Source organism: Agrococcus sp. AC640b, from assembly GCF_979255995.1.
This window is the reverse complement of sequence record NZ_CEEDMM010000029.1, coordinates 38680-60069: the sequence shown is the minus strand read 5'-3', so window position 1 is coordinate 60069 and position 21390 is coordinate 38680. Positions and strand designations below refer to the sequence as shown.

General features: G+C 70.4%; 16 protein-coding genes. 14 read left to right on the top strand and 2 right to left on the bottom strand.

The genetic code is table 11. The features are described from left to right. The first annotated feature begins 25 nt into the window (after positions 1-25). Together ACZ6H8_RS11925 and ACZ6H8_RS11920 are read left to right on the top strand one after the other, a co-directional pair. Positions 26-670, top strand: a complete 645-nt coding sequence (locus ACZ6H8_RS11925) for an ANTAR domain-containing response regulator (protein WP_464147057.1) — start codon at positions 26-28, stop codon at positions 668-670. A gap of 702 nt (positions 671-1372) precedes the next feature. Next, on the top strand, positions 1373-1816 hold the full coding sequence (locus tag ACZ6H8_RS11920; RefSeq protein WP_464147056.1) for an endonuclease domain-containing protein: 444 nt from the start codon (positions 1373-1375) through the stop codon (positions 1814-1816). Between the two features lie 122 nt (positions 1817-1938). Here the strand turns inward: ACZ6H8_RS11920 and ACZ6H8_RS11915 are convergent, their stop codons facing one another. Next, a complete protein-coding gene (locus ACZ6H8_RS11915) occupies positions 1939-2328 on the bottom strand; it encodes a PaaI family thioesterase (RefSeq protein WP_464147292.1) in 390 nt (129 codons plus the stop codon). Between the two features lie 158 nt (positions 2329-2486). On the opposite strand from ACZ6H8_RS11915, the gene polA reads away from it, so the two are divergent. The 5 genes from polA to rpsA all read left to right on the top strand — a co-directional run bounded on the left by polA (position 2487) and on the right by rpsA (position 10032). Then, positions 2487-5114 carry a DNA polymerase I gene (polA, locus tag ACZ6H8_RS11910; protein WP_464147291.1) on the top strand — a complete coding sequence of 876 codons (2628 nt, stop codon included), beginning with the start codon at positions 2487-2489 and terminating at the stop codon, positions 5112-5114. A 69-nt stretch (positions 5115-5183) separates the two neighbouring features. Beyond that, on the top strand, positions 5184-6185 hold the full coding sequence (locus tag ACZ6H8_RS11905) for a TIGR03560 family F420-dependent LLM class oxidoreductase (RefSeq protein WP_464147055.1): 1002 nt from the start codon (positions 5184-5186) through the stop codon (positions 6183-6185). 46 nt (positions 6186-6231) lie between these two features. Then, positions 6232-7914 (top strand): DUF885 domain-containing protein, encoded by a 1683-nt coding sequence (locus tag ACZ6H8_RS11900; protein ID WP_464147054.1) that lies wholly within the window; start codon positions 6232-6234, stop codon positions 7912-7914. Then, positions 7911-8423, top strand: a complete 513-nt coding sequence (locus ACZ6H8_RS11895) for a hypothetical protein (RefSeq protein WP_464147053.1) — start codon at positions 7911-7913, stop codon at positions 8421-8423. Before ACZ6H8_RS11900 ends, ACZ6H8_RS11895 begins: the two co-directional genes overlap by 4 nt. A gap of 151 nt (positions 8424-8574) precedes the next feature. Beyond that, complete coding sequence (rpsA, locus tag ACZ6H8_RS11890) at positions 8575-10032, top strand: 30S ribosomal protein S1 (RefSeq protein WP_464147052.1); 1458 nt, start codon at positions 8575-8577, stop codon at positions 10030-10032. Positions 10033-10123: 91 nt separating this feature from the next. Here the strand turns inward: rpsA and ACZ6H8_RS11885 are convergent, their stop codons facing one another. Continuing rightward, complete coding sequence (locus ACZ6H8_RS11885) at positions 10124-10738, bottom strand: DUF4126 domain-containing protein (RefSeq protein ID WP_464147051.1); 615 nt, start codon at positions 10736-10738, stop codon at positions 10124-10126. Positions 10739-10821: 83 nt separating this feature from the next. On the opposite strand from ACZ6H8_RS11885, the gene coaE reads away from it, so the two are divergent. From coaE to rapZ, 7 genes are all read left to right on the top strand, one after another. Further along, positions 10822-11424: a dephospho-CoA kinase gene (coaE, locus tag ACZ6H8_RS11880; RefSeq protein WP_464147050.1), complete on the top strand. Its 603-nt coding sequence runs from the start codon at positions 10822-10824 to the stop codon at positions 11422-11424. Continuing rightward, positions 11418-12890, top strand: coding sequence for a serine hydrolase domain-containing protein (locus ACZ6H8_RS11875; RefSeq protein ID WP_464147049.1), 1473 nt, complete (start codon positions 11418-11420; stop codon positions 12888-12890). The genes coaE and ACZ6H8_RS11875 overlap by 7 nt, the downstream gene beginning before the upstream one ends. 10 nt (positions 12891-12900) lie before the next feature. Further along, positions 12901-14952 (top strand): excinuclease ABC subunit UvrB, encoded by a 2052-nt coding sequence (gene uvrB, locus ACZ6H8_RS11870; protein WP_464147048.1) that lies wholly within the window; start codon positions 12901-12903, stop codon positions 14950-14952. A gap of 92 nt (positions 14953-15044) precedes the next feature. Then, on the top strand, positions 15045-15623 hold the full coding sequence (locus ACZ6H8_RS11865) for a Dps family protein (RefSeq protein WP_464147047.1): 579 nt from the start codon (positions 15045-15047) through the stop codon (positions 15621-15623). 139 nt (positions 15624-15762) lie between these two features. Next, positions 15763-18621: an excinuclease ABC subunit UvrA gene (gene uvrA / locus ACZ6H8_RS11860; protein WP_464147290.1), complete on the top strand. Its 2859-nt coding sequence runs from the start codon at positions 15763-15765 to the stop codon at positions 18619-18621. Positions 18622-18639: 18 nt separating this feature from the next. Then, the gene (gene uvrC / locus ACZ6H8_RS11855; protein ID WP_464147045.1) at positions 18640-20532 is read left to right on the top strand and encodes an excinuclease ABC subunit UvrC; all 1893 of its coding nucleotides are present in this window, start codon (positions 18640-18642) and stop codon (positions 20530-20532) included. Beyond that, on the top strand, positions 20529-21389 hold the full coding sequence (rapZ, locus tag ACZ6H8_RS11850) for an RNase adapter RapZ (protein WP_464147044.1): 861 nt from the start codon (positions 20529-20531) through the stop codon (positions 21387-21389). Before uvrC ends, rapZ begins: the two co-directional genes overlap by 4 nt. Position 21390: the final 1 nt, after the last annotated feature.

Here is a 21390-nt window from a genome sequence, read left to right as displayed (position 1 = left end):
CGCGCGCATCCCATAGGCTAGTGCCATGACCGATGCCACGTTCCTGGAGCCCGAGCTCCCCGAGCCGGAGGCAGCCACGAGCAGCCGTCGGCGCCGCGTCGTCGTCGCGGAGGACGAGTCGCTCATCCGCCTCGACATCGTCGAGACGCTGCAGGACAACGGCTACGAGATCGTCGGCGAGGCCGGCGACGGCGAGCGTGCCGTCGAGCTCGCGACCGAGCTGCGACCCGATCTCGTCGTCATGGACGTCAAGATGCCGAAGATGGATGGCATCTCCGCCGCCGAGAAGCTGTCGGAGGGCAAGATCGCGCCGGTCGTGCTGCTGACGGCGTTCTCGCAGAAGGAGCTCGTGGAGCGTGCGTCGGAGGCTGGTGCGCTCGCGTACGTCGTGAAGCCGTTCACCCCCAACGACCTGCTGCCCGCGATCGAGATCGCGCTCGCCCGCTACGAGCAGATCCAGGCGCTCGAGACCGAGGTCGCCGACTTCGCGGAGCGGTTCGAGACGCGCAAGCTCGTCGACCGCGCGAAGGGCCTGCTCGGCCAGCGCATGGGGCTGTCGGAGCCCGAGGCGTTCCGCTGGGTGCAGAAGGCGTCGATGGATCGTCGCCTCACGATGGGCGAGGTCGCCCGTGCCGTCATCGAGCAGCTGGGCGACGGCAAGAAGTCCTGACGCGCGGCGTCCGGCCCCACCACGATTGGCGACTCCGGTCGTCGATTGGCGACTCCGGCTGCCGATTGGCGCCTCCGCACTCTCGGATTGGCGACCTCGGTAGGGGATTGGGGTCTCGTGCGCGCGGGTCGTCGCCAATCCCCGTCGTCCGAGCATCGGCCTCCACGATGGAACGGCCGACCGCGCGAGGACGCGGGATGCGCGTCCCGAACAGGTCAGGGCACGCGTGCAGTCCGCAGCTGCTCGCGCGTGCGAGGCGGGGTGACGTGACACTCCTGGCATGCATGCCGATCGAGCCTTCACCGTCGCCGATGCCCGCGAACGCGGCTGGACGACCGCCGCACTCCGCGCACCCGAGCTGCAGGCGCCCGCCAGAGGTGCGCGCGTCGTCGGATCGCTGGGCGACCAGCGCGCCGACCTGATCGAGGCGCTGCGCGCACTCGCCCGTGACGACCAGTTCTTCTCGCACACGACGGCCGCGCGCATCCACGGCATCGCCCTTCCGTGGAGGCTTCGCGACGACGACGTGCATCTCGCGTCGCCCTCGTTCACGAGTCGCATGGTGCGTCCAGGCGTCCGTGGGCATCGGATCAAGTCCGACGTCGTCGAGGTCGCCGGGCTGCGCGTCGAGAGCCGAGACGACACGCTCATCCATCTCGGCACGATGCTCACGTCGGCGAGCTCGTGGAGGCGTGCGAGAGCGTGCTTCGCTCGCGCCTGGACGTCGAGGCGCTCGCGTCGCGCTCGCTCCACTACAAGGGCGCGCACGGCTACGGCGTGCTGCGGCGTGCGATGGCGCGGGTGCGCCTCGGCGCCGAGTCGCCTGCCGAGACCCGCACGCGACTGCTCATCGCGGACGCGGGGATGCCGGAGCCCGTGCTGCAGCACGTGGTCCGCGATGCTGCGGGTCTCGTCGTCGCACGGTTGGATCTCTCCTGGCCCGAGCTGCTCCTCGCGGTCGAGTACGACGGCGAGCACCATCGCCTCGACGATCGCCAGTACGCGATCGACATCGAGCGTCATCGTCGGCTGCAGGAGCTCGGCTGGCACGTCATCCGCGTGACGAAGGGGGATCTGCGTGACGGGGGCGCACGCATCCTCGCCGTGATCCGCGCCGCGTACGACGCGCGCGTCGAGCCGGCCTGAGGATTGGCGACGACACGCGCGCAGGAGCCGCCAATCGTCTACCGGCCCCGCCAATCCGCGCACCCAAGTCGCCAATCGTCAGCGGGAGTCGCCAATCGTTGGCGGGAGTCGCCGGTGCAGGGTCAGCGGCGGTCGCGCAGCAGGTTCGTGATGCGAGCCGTCGAGATGCGGGCACCCGACTCGTCGGTCACGACGATCTCGTGCACCGTCATCGTCGAGCCCAGGTGCACGGCGGTGCACGTGCCGGTCACGACGCCCTCGCGCACCGATCGCGTGTGCGTCGCGTTAATGTCGACGCCGACCGCGTAGCGGCCCATCGTGATCGCGTGCGCGTTCGCCGCCATCGAGCCGAGGCTCTCGGCCAGCACGCAGTACGCGCCCCCGTGGATGAGCCCGATCGGCTGTCGATTGCCTTCCGCCGGCATCGTCGCGACGGCCCGTTCGGCCGACAGCTCGAGGAACTCGATCTGCATGCGCTCGGCGAGCTCGCCGCGGCCGCGCTCGCCGAGCAGCGACGACGCGCCCGGGCTCGCGGCGACGTCGGAGGCGATGGGATGCGGGGGAGTCGCGGGCGCTGCGGCGTCGGACACGAGGGCTCCTCGAGGGGTGCGAAGGGGGTGTCGGCGGTGCTGGCTAGGCTGGCTGCGTGCCGGACACGAAGCCTACCCTCATGGTCATCGACGGCCACTCGCTGGCGTTCCGCGCGTTCTACGCGCTGCCGCTCGACAACTTCGTCAACAGCGAGGGGCAGCACACGAACGCCATCCACGGGTTCCTGTCGATGCTGCTGCTCATCCTCAAGAACGAGCGGCCGACGCACCTCGCGGTCGCGTTCGACATCTCGCGGTTCTCCTTCCGCACGCGCGAGTACGCCGAGTACAAGGGCACGCGCGCCGAGACGCCGCCGGAGTTCAAGGGCCAGATCCCCCTCCTCGAGGAGGCGCTCCAGGCCATGGGCATCCGCACGATCTCGAAGGAGGACTTCGAGGCCGACGACATCCTCGCGACGCTCGCCAAGCGCGGCTCGGCCGACGGCATGGACGTGCTCGTCGTCTCCGGCGACCGCGACACCATCCAGCTCGTCAACGGCGACGTCACGCTGCTGTATCCGTCGGCACGCGGCGTCTCCGAGCTCAAGCGCTACACGCCCGAGACGGTGCTCGAGCGCTACGGGGTCGAGCCGCACCAGTACCCCGAGATCGCGGCGCTCGTCGGCGAGACGAGCGACAACCTGCAGGGCATCGACAAGGTCGGCGAGAAGACTGCCGTCAAGTGGGTGCAGCAGTGGGGCACCGTCGACGAGATCCTCGCGCACGCCGACGAGATCAAGGGCGTCGTCGGCAACAACCTGCGCGAGCAGCAGGATCGCGCCGTGCGCAACCGCAGGCTCAACCGGCTCGTCGACGACGTCGAGCTTCCCGTCACGCCCGCCGACCTCGCGCGGCAGCCGATCGACGAGGCGAAGGTGCGCGAGATGTTCTCGCAGCGTCTGCAGTTCCGCACGCTGCTCGACCGTGTGCTCGCGCAGGAGGGCTCTGGCGCCGAGGGGGAGATCGCCCCAGCCGTGAACGCCGTGCAGGCTCCTGCCGTGCACACGATGGTCGACGAGGAGCTCGCGACGTGGCTCGAGCGCCAGACCGACGAGGTCGCGGTGCACGTGGAGCGCACCGGCGACGCGCTGTCCGGCATCGGGCTGTCGACGCAGGTGGGCAGCGTCTACGTGCCCTATCAGGCGGGCACGGGCGACTACGACGCGTTGGCGACCTGGCTCGCCGGCGATCACCCGAAGGTGCTCCACGACGCGAAGCTGCAGCGCCGATGGCTGTGGGCGGCGGGGCTCGAGCTCGACGGCGTCGTGCTCGACACGCGCATCGCCGCATGGCTCGCAGCGCCCACGGCGCTCGCCAAGACGTATGAGCTCGACCACCAGGTCTTCACGACCCTCGGCGAGACGATGCCCAAGCCCGACCCCTCGCAGCTCGTGCCCGACGTCGAGCCGAGCGCCATCGCCACGATCGCCTGGTACGTCGCCCGCATCGCGGGCCCGCTGCGCGAGCAGCTCGACGAGGGCACGCAGGGCGTCGAGACCGACATCGAGCTGCCGCTGCAGCCCGTCCTCACCCGCATGGAGAACGCGGGCATCACGATCGACGCCACGGTGCTCGCGCGCATCCACGCCACGATGCGCGAGCGCGCAGACGGCCACGCGCAGGACGCGTTCGCGGAGATCGGGCACGAGGTCAACCTCGGCAGCCCGAAGCAGCTGCAGACCGTGCTCTTCGACGAGCTGGGCATGCAGAAGACCCGAGCGACGAAGACGGGCTACTCGACCGACGCGCAGGCGCTCGCCGATCTGCAGGAGTCGAGCCCGCATCCGTTCCTGGGGCTGCTGCTGCAGCACCGCGAGGCGTCGAAGCTCATGCAGATCATCGAGACGCTGCAGAAGGGCATCGCACCCGACGCGCGCATCCACACCACGTACGACCAGACGGGCTCGAACACCGGCCGGCTGTCGTCGAACGACCCGAACCTGCAGAACATCCCGATCCGCACCGACGTGAGTCGCGAGATCCGCACGGCGTTCGTGCACGGCGAGGGATTCGAGACGCTGCTGACCGCCGACTACTCGCAGATCGAGATGCGCATCATGGCGCACCTCTCCGAGGACGCCGGCCTCATCGAGGCGTTCCACTCGGGCGAGGACCTGCACCGCTTCGTCGGCTCGCGCGTCTTCGGCGTCGACCCCGCCGACGTCACCGCGCTCATGCGCACGAAGGTCAAGGCCATGTCCTACGGTCTCGCGTACGGCCTGAGCGCCTTCGGGCTGTCGAAGCAGCTGCGCATCCCGCAGTCCGAGGCCAAGGCGCTCATGCTCGAGTACTTCTCGCGCTTCGGCGGCGTGCGCGACTACCTGCGCGGCGTCGTCATGCAGGCGAAGGACGACGGGTACACGACGACGATCTTCGGTCGCCGGCGCCCGTTCCCCGACCTGCACTCCGCGAACCGCGTGCTGCGCGAGAACGCCGAGCGGCAGGCGCTCAACTCGCCCATCCAGGGCTCCGCGGCCGACATCATCAAGCGCGCGATGCTCGCGATCGACGCGCAGATCCTCGCAGAGGGACTCGAGTCGCGCATGCTGCTGCAGGTGCACGACGAGCTCGTCTTCGAGGTCGCTGCTGGCGAGCTCGACCGCATGACCGAGATCGTGCGCGACGGCATGGGCGGCGCCGCCGACCTGTCGGTGCCGCTCGACGTCGCCGTGGGCGTCGGCCCCGACTGGGATGCCGCCGGCCACTGACGACGCTCGCGGCATCGCCGCTCGCGGCATCGCCGCGCGCGGGGGCGACGCAGGCCTAGGCTTCCGAGCATGACGCTGCGCACCGGACTCTTCATCCCGCAGGGCTGGCGACTCGACCTCGTCGACGTCGACCCAGCCGACCAGTGGCGCACGATGCTCGACGTCGCGCGCCGAGCGGAGGCGGGCCCGTGGGAGTCGGTGTGGGTCTACGACCACTTCCACACGACCCCGCATCCCACGCGCGAGGCGACGCACGAGGCGTGGACGCTCATGGCAGCGCTCGCCGCGGCGACCGAGCGCGTGCGACTCGGGCAGATGTGCACGTGCATCGGCTACCGCGAGCCCGCGTACCTCGCGAAGGTCGCCGCGACCGTCGACGCGATCTCCAGAGGGCGCGTCGAGATGGGCATCGGCGCCGGCTGGTACGAGCACGAGTGGCGCGCGTACGGCTACGGGTTCCCGGGCACGGGGGAGCGCATCGGCAGGCTCCGCGACGGCGTGCAGATCATGCAGCGTCTCTGGCACGAGGGCGAGGCGACGCTCGAGGGCGAGTGGTACTCGGTCGACGGGGCGATCTGCCGTCCGCAGCCGCTGCAGCAGCGCGCAGACGGCACGCCGCACATCCCCACGTGGATCGCGGGAGGCGGCGAGCAGCGCACGCTGCGCTACGCGGCACGGTGGGGCGACGCGTCGAACTTCGGCGGCACGCCCGAGCAGTTCGCGCGCAAGCGCGACATCCTCCACGGCCACTGCGAGACCGTCGGACGCGACCCCGGCGAGATCGTCAACTCCACGAACCTCAACGTCGTCGTGCGCTCGACCGAGGCCGAGGCGCTCCGCGTCGTCGAGGAGGTGCACGCGCGCACCGACGCCGTGCTCCCCGCCGAGCAGGCTGGTGCCGCCTTCAACGCCGACACGGCCGTCGTCGGCACGCCCGAGCAGGTCGCGGAGCGCGTGCGTGCGCTGCAGGCCGCGGGCTGCGACTACCTCGTGGTGTACATGCCCGACGTGGCGTACGGGCTCGACGGCGTCGACGCCTTCGAGGAGGGCGTGCTGCCCCTGCTCGACTGACCTGCCGAGCCTGCGGGTGCCGGCAGCCCGAAGGTAGGGTCGAAGCATGACGGAGACCCCGCAGGACCGCACGCCCACGCCCATCGACGCGATCGCCGAGGCGGTCGTGCAGAAGGAGATCGAGCTCGAGCCACGCACCCGGGTGTGGCTGGGAGCCGAGGGCGACAAGACGCAGTACGGCGACCTGTCGCGCGAGGGGGTGCAGCCCCGTCTCGACGCCGCGCGCGGCACGCTCCAGGCGCTCGCCGCCGAGGAGCCGGTCGACGACGTCGACTGGGTCACGAAGACCGACCTGAGCCGCGAGCTCGAGCTCGAGGTCGAGACGCTCGAGTCGGGTTGGTGGCAGCGCGACCTCAACAACATCGCGTCGGAGGCGCAGGGCATCCGCGACGTCTTCGACATGATGCCGACGGCCTCCGAGGACGACTGGGCCGACGTGTCGGGTCGTCTCCGCACGGTGCGCGGCGCGATCGACGGCTACGTGGACTCGCTGCGCGCCGGCATCGAGGTCGGCAACACGCCTGCCCGCCGGCAGGTGGAGCAGGTGCTCGAGCAGCTCGAGGACCTCGGAGAGGGCACGGGCTTCTTCCACGACCTCGCGAACGGCGCGACGGCCGACGAGGGTGAGCTGACGCAGGGCCTGCGCAGCGACCTGCAGGGCGGTGCGCAGTCGGCGACGCGCGCGTACGGCGTGCTGCGCGAGTTCCTGCGCGACGAGCTGCTGCCTGCTGCGCGCGAGGAGGACGCCGTCGGTCGGGAGTTCTACCAGCTGATGTCGCGTCGGTTCCTCGGTGCGACCGTCGACCTCGACGAGACGTACGAGTGGGGCATCGAGGAGCTCGCTCGCATGCGCGACGAGCAGGAGCGGATCGCGAAGGAGATCCTGCCGGGCGCGAGCGTGCAGGAGGCCATCGCGCACCTCGACGGCGACGCGTCGCGCAAGCTGCACGGCACCGACGCCCTGCAGGCGTGGATGCAGGCGACGAGCGACGCGGCGATCGCCGAGCTCGGCAAGACCCACTTCGACATCGCGAAGCCCATCGAGGCGCTCGAGTGCATGATCGCGCCCACGCAGACCGGCGGCATCTACTACACGGGACCGGCTGACGACTTCTCGCGTCCCGGTCGCATGTGGTGGTCGGTGCCGAAGGGCGTGACCGAGTTCGACACGTGGCGCGAGCTCACGACCGTCTACCACGAGGGCGTGCCCGGCCATCACCTGCAGATCGCGCAGGCGACGTACAACCGGGGGCAGCTGAACACGTGGCGACGCCTCGCCGGCACGTCGGGGCACGCCGAGGGCTGGGCGCTGTACGCCGAGCGCCTCATGGAGTCGCTCGGCTACCTCGACGACCCCGCCGACCGGCTCGGCATGCTCGACGGGCAGCGCATGCGTGCCGCTCGCGTCGTGCTCGACATCGGCGTGCACCTCGGCAAGCCGCGGCTCGACGGCACGGGGTCGTGGGACTTCGACTACGCGTTCGACTTCCTGCGGCAGAACGTGAACATGAACGAGCCGTTCGTGCGCTTCGAGGTGAACCGCTACTTCGGCTGGCCGGGGCAGGCGCCGTCGTACAAGATCGGCCAGCGCATCTTCGAGCAGATCCGCGACGAGGCGCAGGCGGCCGAAGGCGCCGACTTCGACCTCAAGGACTTCCACATGCGCGTGCTGAACATCGGCGGCGTCGGCCTCGACACCCTCAAGGCCGCCGTGCTGCGGGGTCGATGAGCGCCGTCGACCGCGCGGCCGAGATGCACGGACCCGTCGAGACGTTCGACGGCTTCGCGCACCTCGAGGTCGCGGCGACGACGGGGGAGCCGCAGCGTCTGCAGACGCTGCTCGCGATCTGCGACGACGCGATGGAGGCGTCGCAGCGGCTGCTGGCCGACCGACCGCAGGAGCCGGGACCCGGCACGCCGCCGTCCGCGCATCCCGGCCTGCTCGCGGGGCTGCTGCGCGCCCGCGACGGCTCCGACGAGGAGCGGCAGGCGCGCCTGCGGGCGGCGATGGATGCGTGGTTCGAGCGCGTCGACGCGCTCGAGGCGTCGTCGAAGGCGAGCGTCGAGGCGTGGCGCGGGGCCGTCGATCAGCAGTGGCTCGCGTCGGCGCTCGCCGATCGCGACGCTGCGCTCGAGGCGCTCGTCGCGGACGGCAAGGCCACGCGCGAGATGGTCGACATCGTGGCTCGGCATCCCTTCGGCGACCTCCTCCTGCACGCGGCGCTCGCCCACGACTGACGCGCGCTCGTCGCGGGGTGCGAGCGTGCTGCGGATGCGATAGCCTGGGTCGTCGCTTCTGCGACCCCAGTTCCGCATGCTCGCGGACGAATCCACACCAGGATGACTCCTCGGGCCAGACTCTGTCCGAACCGAAGGCAACCAACACCACATGACCACTGCAACGACCAAGGCTCCGAAGCAGGTCGCCGTGAACGACATCGGCAGCGCCGAGGACTTCATGGCCGCCGTCGAGAAGACCCTGAAGTTCTTCAACGATGGCGACCTGATCGAGGGCACCGTCGTCAAGATCGACCGCGACGAGGTCCTTCTCGACGTGGGCTACAAGACCGAGGGCGTCATCCCCTCGCGCGAGCTCTCCATCAAGCACGACGTCGACCCCACGGAGGTCGTCGAGGTCGGCGACGCCGTCGAGGCGCTCGTCCTCCAGAAGGAGGACAAGGAGGGTCGCCTGATCCTCTCGAAGAAGCGTGCCCAGTACGAGCGCGCATGGGGCGACGTCGAGAAGATCAAGGAGACCGACGGCGTCGTGACCGGTTCGGTCATCGAGGTCGTCAAGGGTGGCCTGATCGTCGACATCGGCCTGCGCGGCTTCCTGCCCGCCTCGCTCATCGAGCTGCGCCGCGTCCGCGACCTCACGCCGTACCTCGGCCAGGAGATCGAGGCGAAGATCCTCGAGCTCGACAAGAACCGCAACAACGTCGTGCTCTCGCGCCGCGCGCTCCTCGAGCAGACGCAGTCGGAGTCGCGCACGCAGTTCCTCGACGGGCTCCAGAAGGGCCAGATCCGCAAGGGCGTCGTCTCGTCGATCGTCAACTTCGGCGCATTCGTCGACCTCGGCGGCGTCGACGGCCTCGTGCACGTCTCGGAGCTCTCGTGGAAGCACATCGAGCACGCCTCCGAGGTCGTCGAGGTCGGCCAGGAGGTCACGGTCGAGGTCCTCACCGTCGAGCGCGACCGCGAGCGCGTCTCGCTGTCGCTCAAGGCGACGCAGGAGGACCCGTGGCAGGTCTTCGCGCGCACGCACGCCATCGGACAGCTCGCACCTGGCAAGGTCACGAAGCTCGTCACGTTCGGCGCGTTCGTGCGCGTGGCAGACGGCATCGAGGGTCTCGTGCACATCTCGGAGCTCTCCGAGAAGCACGTCGAGACGGCCGACCAGGTCGTGTCGGTCAACGACGAGGTCTTCGTGAAGATCATCGACATCGACCTCGAGCGTCGCCGCATCTCGCTGTCGCTCAAGCAGGCGAACTTCGACGTCGACCCCGAGGCGACCGAGTTCGACCCGGCGCTCTACGGCATGCTCGCCGAGTACGACGACCAGGGCAACTACAAGTTCCCCGAGGGCTTCGACGCCGAGACGAACGAGTGGCGCGAGGGCTTCGACTCGCAGCGCGAGGCATGGGAGGCCGAGTACGCGGCCGCCCAGGCACGGTGGGAGTCGCACAAGGAGCAGGTCAAGAACGCACGCGAGGTGGAGGCCGCTGACGTGGCAGCCGGCACCTCGACGGGTTCGACCTACTCGTCCGAGTCGAACGGCGGCGGCACGCTGGCCGACGACGAGGCGCTCGCAGCGCTCCGCGAGAAGCTCACGGGCCGCACCGACTGAGTCGGAGCAGCACCGAGCATCGCGCTCACGCACGAGGGCCGCACCCCAGCACGGGGTGCGGCCCTCGTCGCATGCGCGGGCGCGTTGGCGGCTAGGTGGCAGTGGGCGCGCTGGGTGCCAGCGCAGCGCCGCCTCGGCGTCCGCGGCGCACGATCGCGACCGCGACCACGACGAGCACGAGCATGCCGACGACGACGAGCACGGGCATCACGATGGCGAGCACCGTCATGCCGACGGCGCCGACGTCCTCGAGGGTCGAGATGACGGGAGCGGCCGTGCCGCCCGTCGCGACGTTCGCGATGGGGCGCACGGCCATCTTCGTGCCGTGCACGGCGAGGGCGATGACGGCACCGACGACGATCGGCACCCACTGGTTCGATGCGAAGAACTCGGCGGGGTCGGTGACCGCGACGGTCGAGGCGGTCGAGGAGGAGCCGAAGACGAGGCCACCGGCTGCGGGGCGCACGATCGTCTGCAGGACGTCGTTCACGGTGTCGACGGCGGGGATCTTGTCGGCGACGACCTCGACGACGAGCAGCACGGCGACGATGCCGAGCACCCATCCGTTCGACAGCCACTGCCATCCCTCCGGCAGCGCGAGCACGTCGGGGAGGAAGCGGTTGGCGACGCCGATCGCGAGCAGCGGCACGTAGGCGTTCATGCCAGCTGCCGCAGCGAGGCCGGATCCGGTGAGCAGCTCGAGCACGATGCCTCCAGACGCGGGGGTGCGTCCCCCATCGGGCCGATGCTAGCGCCGCGGTGGTGGGTGGGGCCTGGGATGATGGCACCATGCAGCTCATCGGCCTCACCGGCGGCATCGCCGCCGGCAAGTCCACCGTGGCTGGGCGCCTGGCGGCGCTCGGTGCGATCGTCATCGACGCGGATCGCGTCGCCCGCGAGGTCGTGGAGCCGGGGGAGCCGGCGCTGGCCCGCATCGCCGAGCGGTTCGGCGACGCCGTGGTCGTCGAGGGTGCGCTCGACCGCGCGGCGCTCGGCGCGATCGTCTTCGCCGACCCGCAGGCGCGGCGCGACCTCGAGCGCATCACGCATCCTGCCGTGCAGGAGCGCGTGCGCGAGCGCATCGCGGCGCATGCCGACGACCCGTCCGCGATCGTCGTCTACGACGTGCCGCTGCTGGTCGAGGCACGGGTGCCGCACGACTTCGACGGCGTCGTCGTCGTGCACGCGCCCGCCGAGCAGCGCATCCGCAGGCTCGTCGACCTGCGCGGGCTCGACGAGGAGGAGGCCGAGCGCCGGGTGCGCGCGCAGGCGAGCGACGACGAGCGCCTCGCGGTGGCAGACGTCGTCATCGCCACGTCGGGCACGATGGCGGAGACGATCGCGCAGACCGATGCGCTGTGGTCGGCGATCCAGGAGGGGACGGCGTGGTGAAGGAGTCGGACGGGTCGATCGCCGCGCGCAGCGCGCTCGACTACCTCGTGAGCTGGATCGAGTACCGCGTGTGGCGCAGTCGGGTGCCGGGTGCGCAGGTGGCGATCTGGTTCGGCGGCGAGCTGCGCATGTCGAAGGCCTTCGGCGTCGCCGACGTGCGCACGGGGGAGCGGCTGACGCCGACGCATCAGTTCCGCGTCGCGAGCCACTCGAAGATGCTCGCGGCGACGGTCGTGCTGCAGCTCGTCGAGGAGGGGCGCCTGCGCCTCGACGACCTCGCGAGCGAGCACGTGCCGCAGCTGCGTGGCACGGGCGCGCAGCACGTGACGATCCGCGAGCTGCTCTCGCACGGCTCCGGCATCACGCGCGACTCCGCCGACACGACGTTCTGGTCGCTGCAGCGACCCTTCCCCGATGCCGTCGAACTCGATGCGATCCTCGCGGAGCCGCTCGACGTGCTGCCGAGCGCATCGGCGTTCAAGTACTCGAACATCGGGTTCGGCATCCTGGGCCTCGTCGTCGAGGCCGTCGCTGGGCAGCGATTCGAGGAGCGTCTGCGCGAGTCGGTCGTGAAGCCGCTCGGCCTCACGCGCACCGTCCCCGACGTCGATGCGCGCAAGAGCGCCCGGCTCGTGGCGTCGCACTCCGGCATCCTCACGTCGATGACGCGCGAGGTGCTCGAGAGCCCCACGTCGGGCTCGCTCGCCGCGGCCACGGGGGTCACGTCGACGGCGTCGGAGCTCGTGCGCTTCGCGGCCGCGCACTTCCTCGGGTCCGGCGAGCTGCTCGGCGACCGCACGAAGCGGTGGATGGCGCAGCAGCACTGGTCGACGGTGGACCGCGACGGCGTGGCCGCCGGCTACGGGCTGGGCGTGCAGCTGCGCGAGATCGCAGGTCGCACGTGGCTCGGCCACGGCGGGGCGTGGCCTGGTCAGATCACCCGCACGCTCTTCGAGCCGCGCCTCGGCATCGCCGTGAGCGTGCTGACGAACGCGATCGACGGCCCGGCCGCCGAGATCGCCGAGGGCGTCGTCGACATCCTCATGGCGACGCAGCGACGCGACGTCGACGACCTGGCCATGTCGTCCGGGCACGACGTCCCCGCGCACGGCTCCGCGTCGATGGAGCCCGTGCGCGGCGCGCGGCGCGTCGACCTCATGCGCTTCACCGGCAGGTTCGAGAGCCCATGGCAGCTCGTCGACGTCGTGCGGCTCGGCGACGCGCTCTACGCGATCCCGCCTGGCGCACCCGCGCCGATGGCGGCGGCGCAACGGCTCACGGTGCTCGACGAGCGCACGCTGCGCGTCGACGACGCACCGGGATTCGCGTCGATCGGCGAGCCCATCCGTTACGAGTTCGACGCGCGGGGCTCGGTGCGCCGCATCACGGGCGGGTGGCGGCTCGAGCCCGCCCGATCGCTGGAGGCGTACCGCCAGGATTCGGGTGGTGTCGGGGGTCGCTCCTAGGCTCGACAGCATGGAACCGACCCGTGCCGTCCGGCCGTTCGAGGTCATCTCCGAGTACACCCCCTCGGGCGATCAGCCGAAGGCGATCGCCGAGCTGGCGGCCGCGGTGAACCGCGGCGAGACCGACGTGGTGCTGCTGGGCGCGACCGGCACGGGCAAGTCGGCGACGACCGCGTGGCTCGTCGAGGCCGTGCAACGGCCCACGCTCGTGCTCGCGCACAACAAGACGCTCGCCGCCCAGCTCGCGAACGAGTTCCGCGAGCTGCTGCCGAACAACGCGGTCGAGTACTTCGTCTCGTACTACGACTACTACCAGCCAGAGGCCTACGTGCCGCAGACCGACACCTTCATCGAGAAGGACTCGTCGTTGAACGCCGAGGTCGAGCGCCTGCGCCACTCGGCGACGAACTCGCTGCTGTCCAGGCGCGACGTCGTGGTGGTCTCGACCGTCTCCTGCATCTACGGGCTCGGCTCGCCTGCCGAGTACCTCGAGGCGATGATCGCCCTGCAGGTGGGCATGCGCATCGACAGGCAGGATCTGCTGCGCCGGTTCGTCAGCATGCAGTACCAGCGCAACGACGTCGCGTTCGAGCGCGGCACGTTCCGCGTGCGCGGCGACACGATCGAGATCATCCCGATGTACGAGGAGCAGGCGATCCGCATCGAGCTCTTCGGCGACGAGATCGAGGCGATCTCGAGGCTGCATCCGCTGACGGGCGAGGTGCTGCACCGGCTCGATGCCGTGTCGGTCTTCCCTGGCTCCCACTACGTCTCCGGCAGCGACCGCATGCAGCGCGCCATGGTGCGCATCCGCGACGAGCTCGACGAGCGCCTGCAGCAGCTCGAGCGCGAGGGCAGGCTGCTCGAGGCGCAGCGGCTGCGCATGCGCACGACGTTCGACCTCGAGATGATGGAGCAGATCGGCTTCTGCTCCGGCATCGAGAACTACTCGCGCCACATCGACGGGCGCGAGGCGGGCGAGGCGCCCGACTGCCTGCTCGACTACTTCCCAGACGACTTCCTCGTCGTCATCGACGAGTCGCACGTGACGATCCCGCAGATCGGTGCGATGTACGAGGGCGACGCGAGCCGCAAGCGCACGCTGGTCGAGCACGGCTTCCGACTGCCGAGCGCCCTCGACAACCGTCCGCTGAAGTTCGACGAGTTCCTCGAGCGCGTGCCGCAGAAGGTCTACCTGTCGGCGACGCCTGGCAAGTACGAGATGGGCCTCGCAGACACGATCGTCGAGCAGATCATCCGCCCGACGGGCCTCGTCGATCCGCAGCTCGTCGTCAAGCCCGTCGAGGGCCAGATCGACGACCTGCTCGAGGAGATCCGCACGCGCGCCGACCGCGACGAGCGCGTGCTCGTCACGACGCTCACGAAGCGCATGGCGGAGGAGCTCACCGAGTACCTCACGGACGCGGGCGTGCGCGTGCGCTACCTGCACTCCGACGTCGACACGCTGCGACGCGTCGAGCTGCTGACGCAGCTGCGCGCCGGCGTGTTCGACGTGCTCGTCGGCATCAACCTGCTGCGCGAGGGCCTCGACCTGCCTGAGGTGTCGCTCGTCGCGATCCTCGATGCCGACAAGGAGGGCTTCCTGCGCTCGTCGACGTCGCTGATCCAGACCATCGGTCGCGCCGCGCGCAACGTCTCCGGCGAGGTGCACATGTACGCCTCGACCATCACCGACTCCATGCGGCTCGCCATGGACGAGACCGAGCGGCGCCGCGAGATCCAGCAGGCCTACAACCTCGAGCACGGCATCGACCCGACGCCGCTGCGCAAGAAGATCGGCGACATCACCGCGATGCTCGCCCGCGAAGAGGCCGACACCGCCGAGCTGCTGTCGGATCGCAAGCGCGGCGCCCCGACGCCGCGGCTCGCGAAGGACCGCTCGTCGCTCGACGGTCCAGCCCAGCTCGAGCAGATCATCGCCGACCTGTCCGCGCAGATGTCGGAGGCGGCAGGCGAGCTGAAGTTCGAGCTCGCCGCGCGCATCCGCGACGAGCTGCACGATCTCAAGCGCGATCTGCGGCAGCTGCGCGAGGCGGGCTGACGGCAGACGCATGCAGCCCGCGGCGTCAAGGCCGCGCGGAACACGATCGCGCGTGCCAGCGTTGGACCAGACGAGAGGGAAGGAGCACACCCATGACGAACGTCACCAGCTCGAAGCTCGACGAGGCGCCGTACACGGTCCCGGGGCTCTCGCTCACCGAGGGCCATGAGTCGGCCCGCATCCTGCAGGAGCGCCTCCACGCGCTCAACGACCTGCAGCTCACCCTGAAGCACGCCCACTGGAACGTGGTCGGCCCGCAGTTCATCGCGGTGCACGAGATGCTCGACCCGCAGATCGAGCTCGTGCGCGGCTGGGTCGACGACCTCGCGGAGCGCATCGCGACGCTCGGGCTGTCGCCGAACGGGCTGCCGGGCGCGATCGTCGCCGCCCGCTCCTGGGACGACTACTCGATCCACCGCGCGCCCACGCAGGCGCACATCGCCGCGCTGAACCTCGTGTACGACGGGATCATCGGCGACTACCGCACCGCGCAGGCGCGCCTGGCGGAGATCGACCCGATCTCGGAGGACGTCGCGATCGAGCAGATCCGCGGGCTCGAGCAGTTCCAGTGGTTCCTGCGCGCGCACCTCGAGGACGCGCAGGGTGCGATCCCCGCGGAGTCCGCGTCGTCGGAGCTCGGTGCGGCGAAGGCCGCGGAGGCGCAGTCCTGACGCCGAGCCGCGCGACGACGCCCGACGGGGCCGGCCTGGTGCCGGCCCCGTCGCTGCGCCGCACGCGAACCGTGCGATCCGTGTCGGTGGTGCGACGTAGGCTCTTCAGGTGACCGTCGACATCGCATCCCACCGCGCCGTGGAGTCCTCGTTGGACCCCGAGACGCCGCAGCTGAGCGTCAAGGGCGCGCGCGTCCACAACCTCAAGGACGTCGACCTCGCGATCCCGCGCGACTCGCTCGTCGTCTTCACCGGCCTGTCGGGCTCCGGCAAGTCGTCGCTCGCGTTCGACACGATCTTCGCGGAGGGACAACGGCGCTACGTCGAGTCGCTCTCGGCCTACGCGCGCCAGTTCCTCGGGCAGGTCGACCGCCCCGACGTCGACTTCATCGAGGGGCTGAGCCCTGCGGTCTCGATCGACCAGAAGTCGACGAACCGCAACCCGCGCTCGACCGTCGGCACCATCACCGAGGTCTACGACTACATGCGCCTGCTGTGGGCTCGCATCGGCATCCCGCACTGCGCCGTCTGCGGCGAGCGCATCCAGCGCCAGACGGTGCAGCAGATCGCCGACGACCTCATGGAGCTGCCGGAGCGCACGCGCTACCAGCTGCTCGCGCCCGTCGTGCAGCAGAAGAAGGGCGAGTTCGCCGACCTGCTGCGCAACCTCATCGCCACCGGCTACTCGCGCGCCGTCATCGACGGCGAGGTCGTGCAGCTGTCGGAGGCGCCCGCGCTGAAGAAGCAGGTCAAGCACGACATCGCCGTCGTCGTCGATCGTCTCGTGGCAGGACCCGACGTGCTGACGCGTCTCACCGACTCGCTCGAGACCGCGCTCCGCCTCGCGGACGGCCTCGTGACCGTCGACTTCGTCGACGACGACTCGGCCGCAGGCTCGCGCACGTTCAGCGAGCGACTGTCCTGCCCGAACCGGCACCCGGTGACGCTCACCGAGATCGAGCCGCGCACGTTCTCGTTCAACGCCCCGTTCGGGTCGTGCAAGACCTGCGACGGCCTCGGCACGAAGATGGCGGTCGACGAGGACCTCGTGCTCGGCGACCACTCGCTGTCGATCGCCGAGGGCGTGCTGCTGCCGTGGACGCAGACGGGCAAGGGGCTCTACACGTACTTCGAGCGGCTCGTGAAGGGCCTCGCGAAGGAGCTCGAGTTCTCGCTCGACACCCCGTGGAGCGAGCTCCCCGACGACGTGCGCGAGGTCGTGCTGCGCGGCTCCGAGGGCAACGTCACCGTCAAGTGGCGCAACCGCTACGGCCGCACGCTGTCGTACAACTCCGGGTACGAGGGCCTGCTGCCCTACGTGCACCGCAAGTTCATGGAGGCCGACAGCGACTGGTCGCGCTCGAAGCACGGCGAGTACCTGCGCGAGATCCCGTGCCCCGACTGCGGCGGCGCGCGCCTCATGCCCGAGGTGCTCTCGGTGCTCGTCCACGGCCACTCGATCTCCTCGGTGACCGAGATGAGCCTCGCCGACGCAGCGGCCTTCATGGACGACCTGGGCCTCACCGACCGCGAGGCGCGCATCGCCGCCGCGGTGCTGCGCGAGATCCGCGCCCGGCTGTCGTTCCTCATCCAGGTCGGGCTGCAGTACCTGTCGCTCTCGCGCGCCGCAGGCACGCTCTCGGGAGGCGAGGCGCAGCGCATCCGCCTCGCGACGCAGATCGGCTCCGGCCTCACGGGCGTGCTGTACGTGCTCGACGAGCCGTCGATCGGGCTGCACCAGCGCGACAACCGCAGGCTCATCGAGTCGCTCGTCGACCTGCGCGACCTCGGCAACACGCTCATCGTCGTCGAGCACGACGAGGACACGATCCGCACGGCCGACTGGATCGTCGACGTGGGCCCGGGCGCCGGCGAGCACGGCGGCGAGATCGTGCACTCCGGCACGTACGACGAGCTGCTCGAGAACCGCGCATCGCTCACGGGCGACTTCCTGGCGGGCCGCGAGTCGATCGCGGTGCCCGCGACCAGGCGACCCGTCGACCCCGAGCGCATGCTGCGCATCGAGGGGGCGCGCGCCAACAACCTGCAGGGCATCGACGTCGACGTGCCGCTGGGCATGTTCGTCGCCGTCACCGGCGTCTCCGGCTCCGGCAAGTCCTCGCTCATCAACGACATCCTCTACAAGGTCCTCGCCAACGGGCTCAACGGCGCGAAGCAGGTGCCAGCCAGGCACCGCCGCGTCACGGGTCTCGAGCACCTCGACAAGGTCGTCCACGTCGACCAGGCGCCCATCGGACGCACGCCGCGCTCGAACCCCGCGACCTACACGGGCGTGTTCGACAAGATCCGCACGCTGTTCGCCGAGACGGTCGAGGCGAAGACGCGCGGCTACCTGCCTGGACGCTTCTCGTTCAACGTCAAGGGCGGCCGGTGCGAGCACTGCCAGGGCGACGGCACCATCAAGATCGAGATGAACTTCCTGCCCGACGTCTACGTCGCGTGCGAGGTGTGCGAGGGCAAGCGGTACAACCGCGACACCCTGTCGGTGCACTACAAGGGCAAGTCGATCGCCGAGGTGCTCGAGATGCCCATCGAGGAGGCCGCCGACTTCTTCGAGGCGATCTCGTCGATCCACCGCTTCCTCAAGACGCTCGTCGACGTCGGCCTCGGCTACGTGCGCCTCGGGCAGTCCGCGACGACCCTCTCGGGCGGCGAGGCGCAGCGCGTGAAGCTCGCGACCGAGCTGCAGAAGCGGTCGAGCGGTCGCTCGATCTACGTGCTCGACGAGCCCACGACCGGTCTGCACTTCGAAGACGTCCGCAAGCTCCTGAAGGTGCTCGACGGCCTCGTCGAGAAGGGCAACTCCGTCGTGACCATCGAGCACTCGCTCGACGTCATCAAGTCGGCCGACTGGCTCATCGACCTCGGTCCGGAGGGCGGCTCCGGCGGCGGCACGCTCGTCGGCCAGGGCACGCCCGAGCACCTCGCGACCGTCGAGGCGAGCCACACGGGCAGGTTCCTGGCCGAGATCCTGTAGATGGCGAGCATCCTCTAGATGGCCGACACCGTCCCGTACAAGCCGCGGCCGGGCGAGATCCCCACCCGGCCCGGCGTGTACCGGTTCCGCGACGAGCAGGAGCGGGTGCTGTACGTCGGCAAGGCGAAGAACCTCCGTCAGCGCCTCTCGAACTACTTCCAGCCGCTGCGCTCGCTGCACGAGCGCACGCGTCGCATGGTGCTGGCGGCCGCGCGCGTCGAGTGGACCATCGTCGGCTCCGAGCTCGAGGCGCTCGAGCTCGAGTACACGTGGATCAAGGAGTTCGAGCCGCCGTTCAACGTGCAGTTCCGCGACGACAAGTCGTACCCGTACCTCGCCGTGACCTTCGGCGACGACGTGCCGCGCGTGCTCGTGACCCGCAACCACGACATCCGCGGCGCCCGCTACTTCGGGCCGTACGCGAAGACGTGGGCGATCCGCGAGACGCTCGACGTGCTGCTGAAGGCGTTCCCCATGCGGTCGTGCTCGCAGGCGGTGTACCGCAAGGCCGAGCGGCAGCAGCGCCCGTGCCTGCTGGGCGACATCGGCAAGTGCTCGGCGCCGTGCGTCGGTCGCGTCACGCAGGAGGAGCATCGCGCCACGGCGAAGGAGCTCGCGGAGTTCATGGGCGGCCGCGACGAACGCGTCGTCGACGACGTGCGCCAGCGCATGCAGCGCGCGAGCGCCCGCGAGGAGTTCGAGCGCGCCGCGGCGCTGCGCGACCAGATGCTCGCGCTCGAGAACGTGCTCTCGAAGTCGTCGGTCGTGCTCTCCGACGGCATCGACGCCGACGTCTTCGGCAGCGTGCAGGACGAGCTCTCGGCCGCCGTGCACCTGTTCTCGGTCCGTGGCGGCCGCATCCGCGGCACCCGATCGTGGGTCGTCGACACCGAGCTCGACATGACCGCCGCCGAGCTCTCGAGCCAGATGCTGCGCGTGGCGTACCAGGGCGACGAGCCGCCGCCGCGCGACGTGCTCGTGCCGACGCTGCCGGACAGCGCCGAGGAGGTCGAGACGTGGCTGGGGGAGCGGCGCGACGCCCACGGCCTGCGCGGCGCCGTGCGCCTGCGCGTGCCGCAGCGCGGCGATCGACGGCAGCTCGCCGACTCGGCGCTCGCCAACGCCTCCCACGCGCTGCAGGTCGCCAAGACGCGACGCACGAGCGACTACGGAGCCAGGTCGCTCGCGCTCGCCGACCTGCAGGAGGCGCTGGGCATGGACGACGCTCCGCTGCGCATCGAGTGCTTCGACGTCTCGCACCTCGGCGGCACGGGCATCGTCGCCTCCATGGTCGTGTTCGAGGACGGGCTGCCGCGCAAGGACCAGTACCGCAAGTTCAAGATCGCGCAGGCCGCCGACGACACCGACGCGATGCACCAGGTGCTCACGCGCAGGCTCCGGTACCTCGCAGAGGGCGATCCCGAGGAGGGCGAGGGGCGCAGCCGCTTCGCCTACCCGCCCCAGCTGCTCCTGGTCGACGGCGGTCAGCCGCAGGTCGCAGCCGCCGCGCGCGCCGTGCGCGAGTCCGGCGCGTCGATCGCGATCGTCGGCATCGCGAAGCGCCTCGAGGAGCTGTGGCTGCCAGACGACGACCACCCGGTCATCCTGCCGCGCACGAGCGAGGCCCTGTACCTCGTGCAGCGGCTGCGCGACGAGGCGCACCGCTTCGCGATCCAGTTCCAGCGCCAGCAGCGCTCGAGCGCCATCCAGAGCGAGCTGTCGGCCATCCCGGGGCTCGGGGAGGAGCGGGTGCGCAGGCTGCTCAAGCACTTCGGCTCCGCGAAGCGCGTCCGCGCGGCGACGCCCGAGGAGATCGCCGAGGTCAAGGGCATCGGCCCCAGGCTCGCAGCGCATGTCTTCGCGTCGCTGAGAACCGATACGGTTGAGGACGAAGGACGAGGGGGATCGTGACCGCACGAGAGGTGCTCATCATCACCGGCATGTCCGGTGCGGGGCGATCGACGGTGGCGAACGCGCTGGAGGACCTCGGCTACTACGTGGTCGACAACCTGCCGCCCGTCATGCTGCGACAGCTCGTCGACGTCGTGCCGACCGCGAACGAGCAGCTGCAGCGGCTCGCGATCGTCGTCGACGTCCGCGGCGGCGTCCTGTTCGACGACGCCATGAGGCTCATCGAGATGCTCCGCACCGAGATGCCGATCACGGTCGTCTACCTCTCGGCGAGCGACGCGACGCTCGTGCGCCGCTTCGAGCAGGTGCGCAGGCCGCACCCGCTGCAGGGCGACGGCACGATCCTCGACGGCATCCGCACCGAGCGCGTGCGCCTGTCCGGCATCCGCGACCTCGCCGACGTGCTGCTCGACACGAGCGACATCAACGTGCACGAGCTCACGAACCGCGTGCGCGACCGATTCTCGCGCGATCGCGACGACGAGGTGCGACTCACGGTGCTCTCGTTCGGATTCAAGTACGGCACCCCGCCGGACGCCGATCTCATCGCCGACATGCGCTTCCTGCCGAATCCGTTCTGGCAGCCGGAGCTCAAGGCGCGCACGGGCCTCGACGAGGCCGTCAGCGACTACGTGCTCGCGCAGCAGGGGGCGGCGGAGTTCGCCGACGCCTACCTCGCCATGCTCGAGCCGATCCTCGCCGGCTACGCCCGCGAGAACAAGCGATACGCCGTGCTCGGCATCGGCTGCACGGGCGGCAAGCACCGCTCCGTGGCGATGTCCGAGCATCTGGCCGCACGCCTCGCCGAGTCCGGCGTGTCCGTGACGGTCCAGCACCGAGACCTGGGAAGGGAGTGAC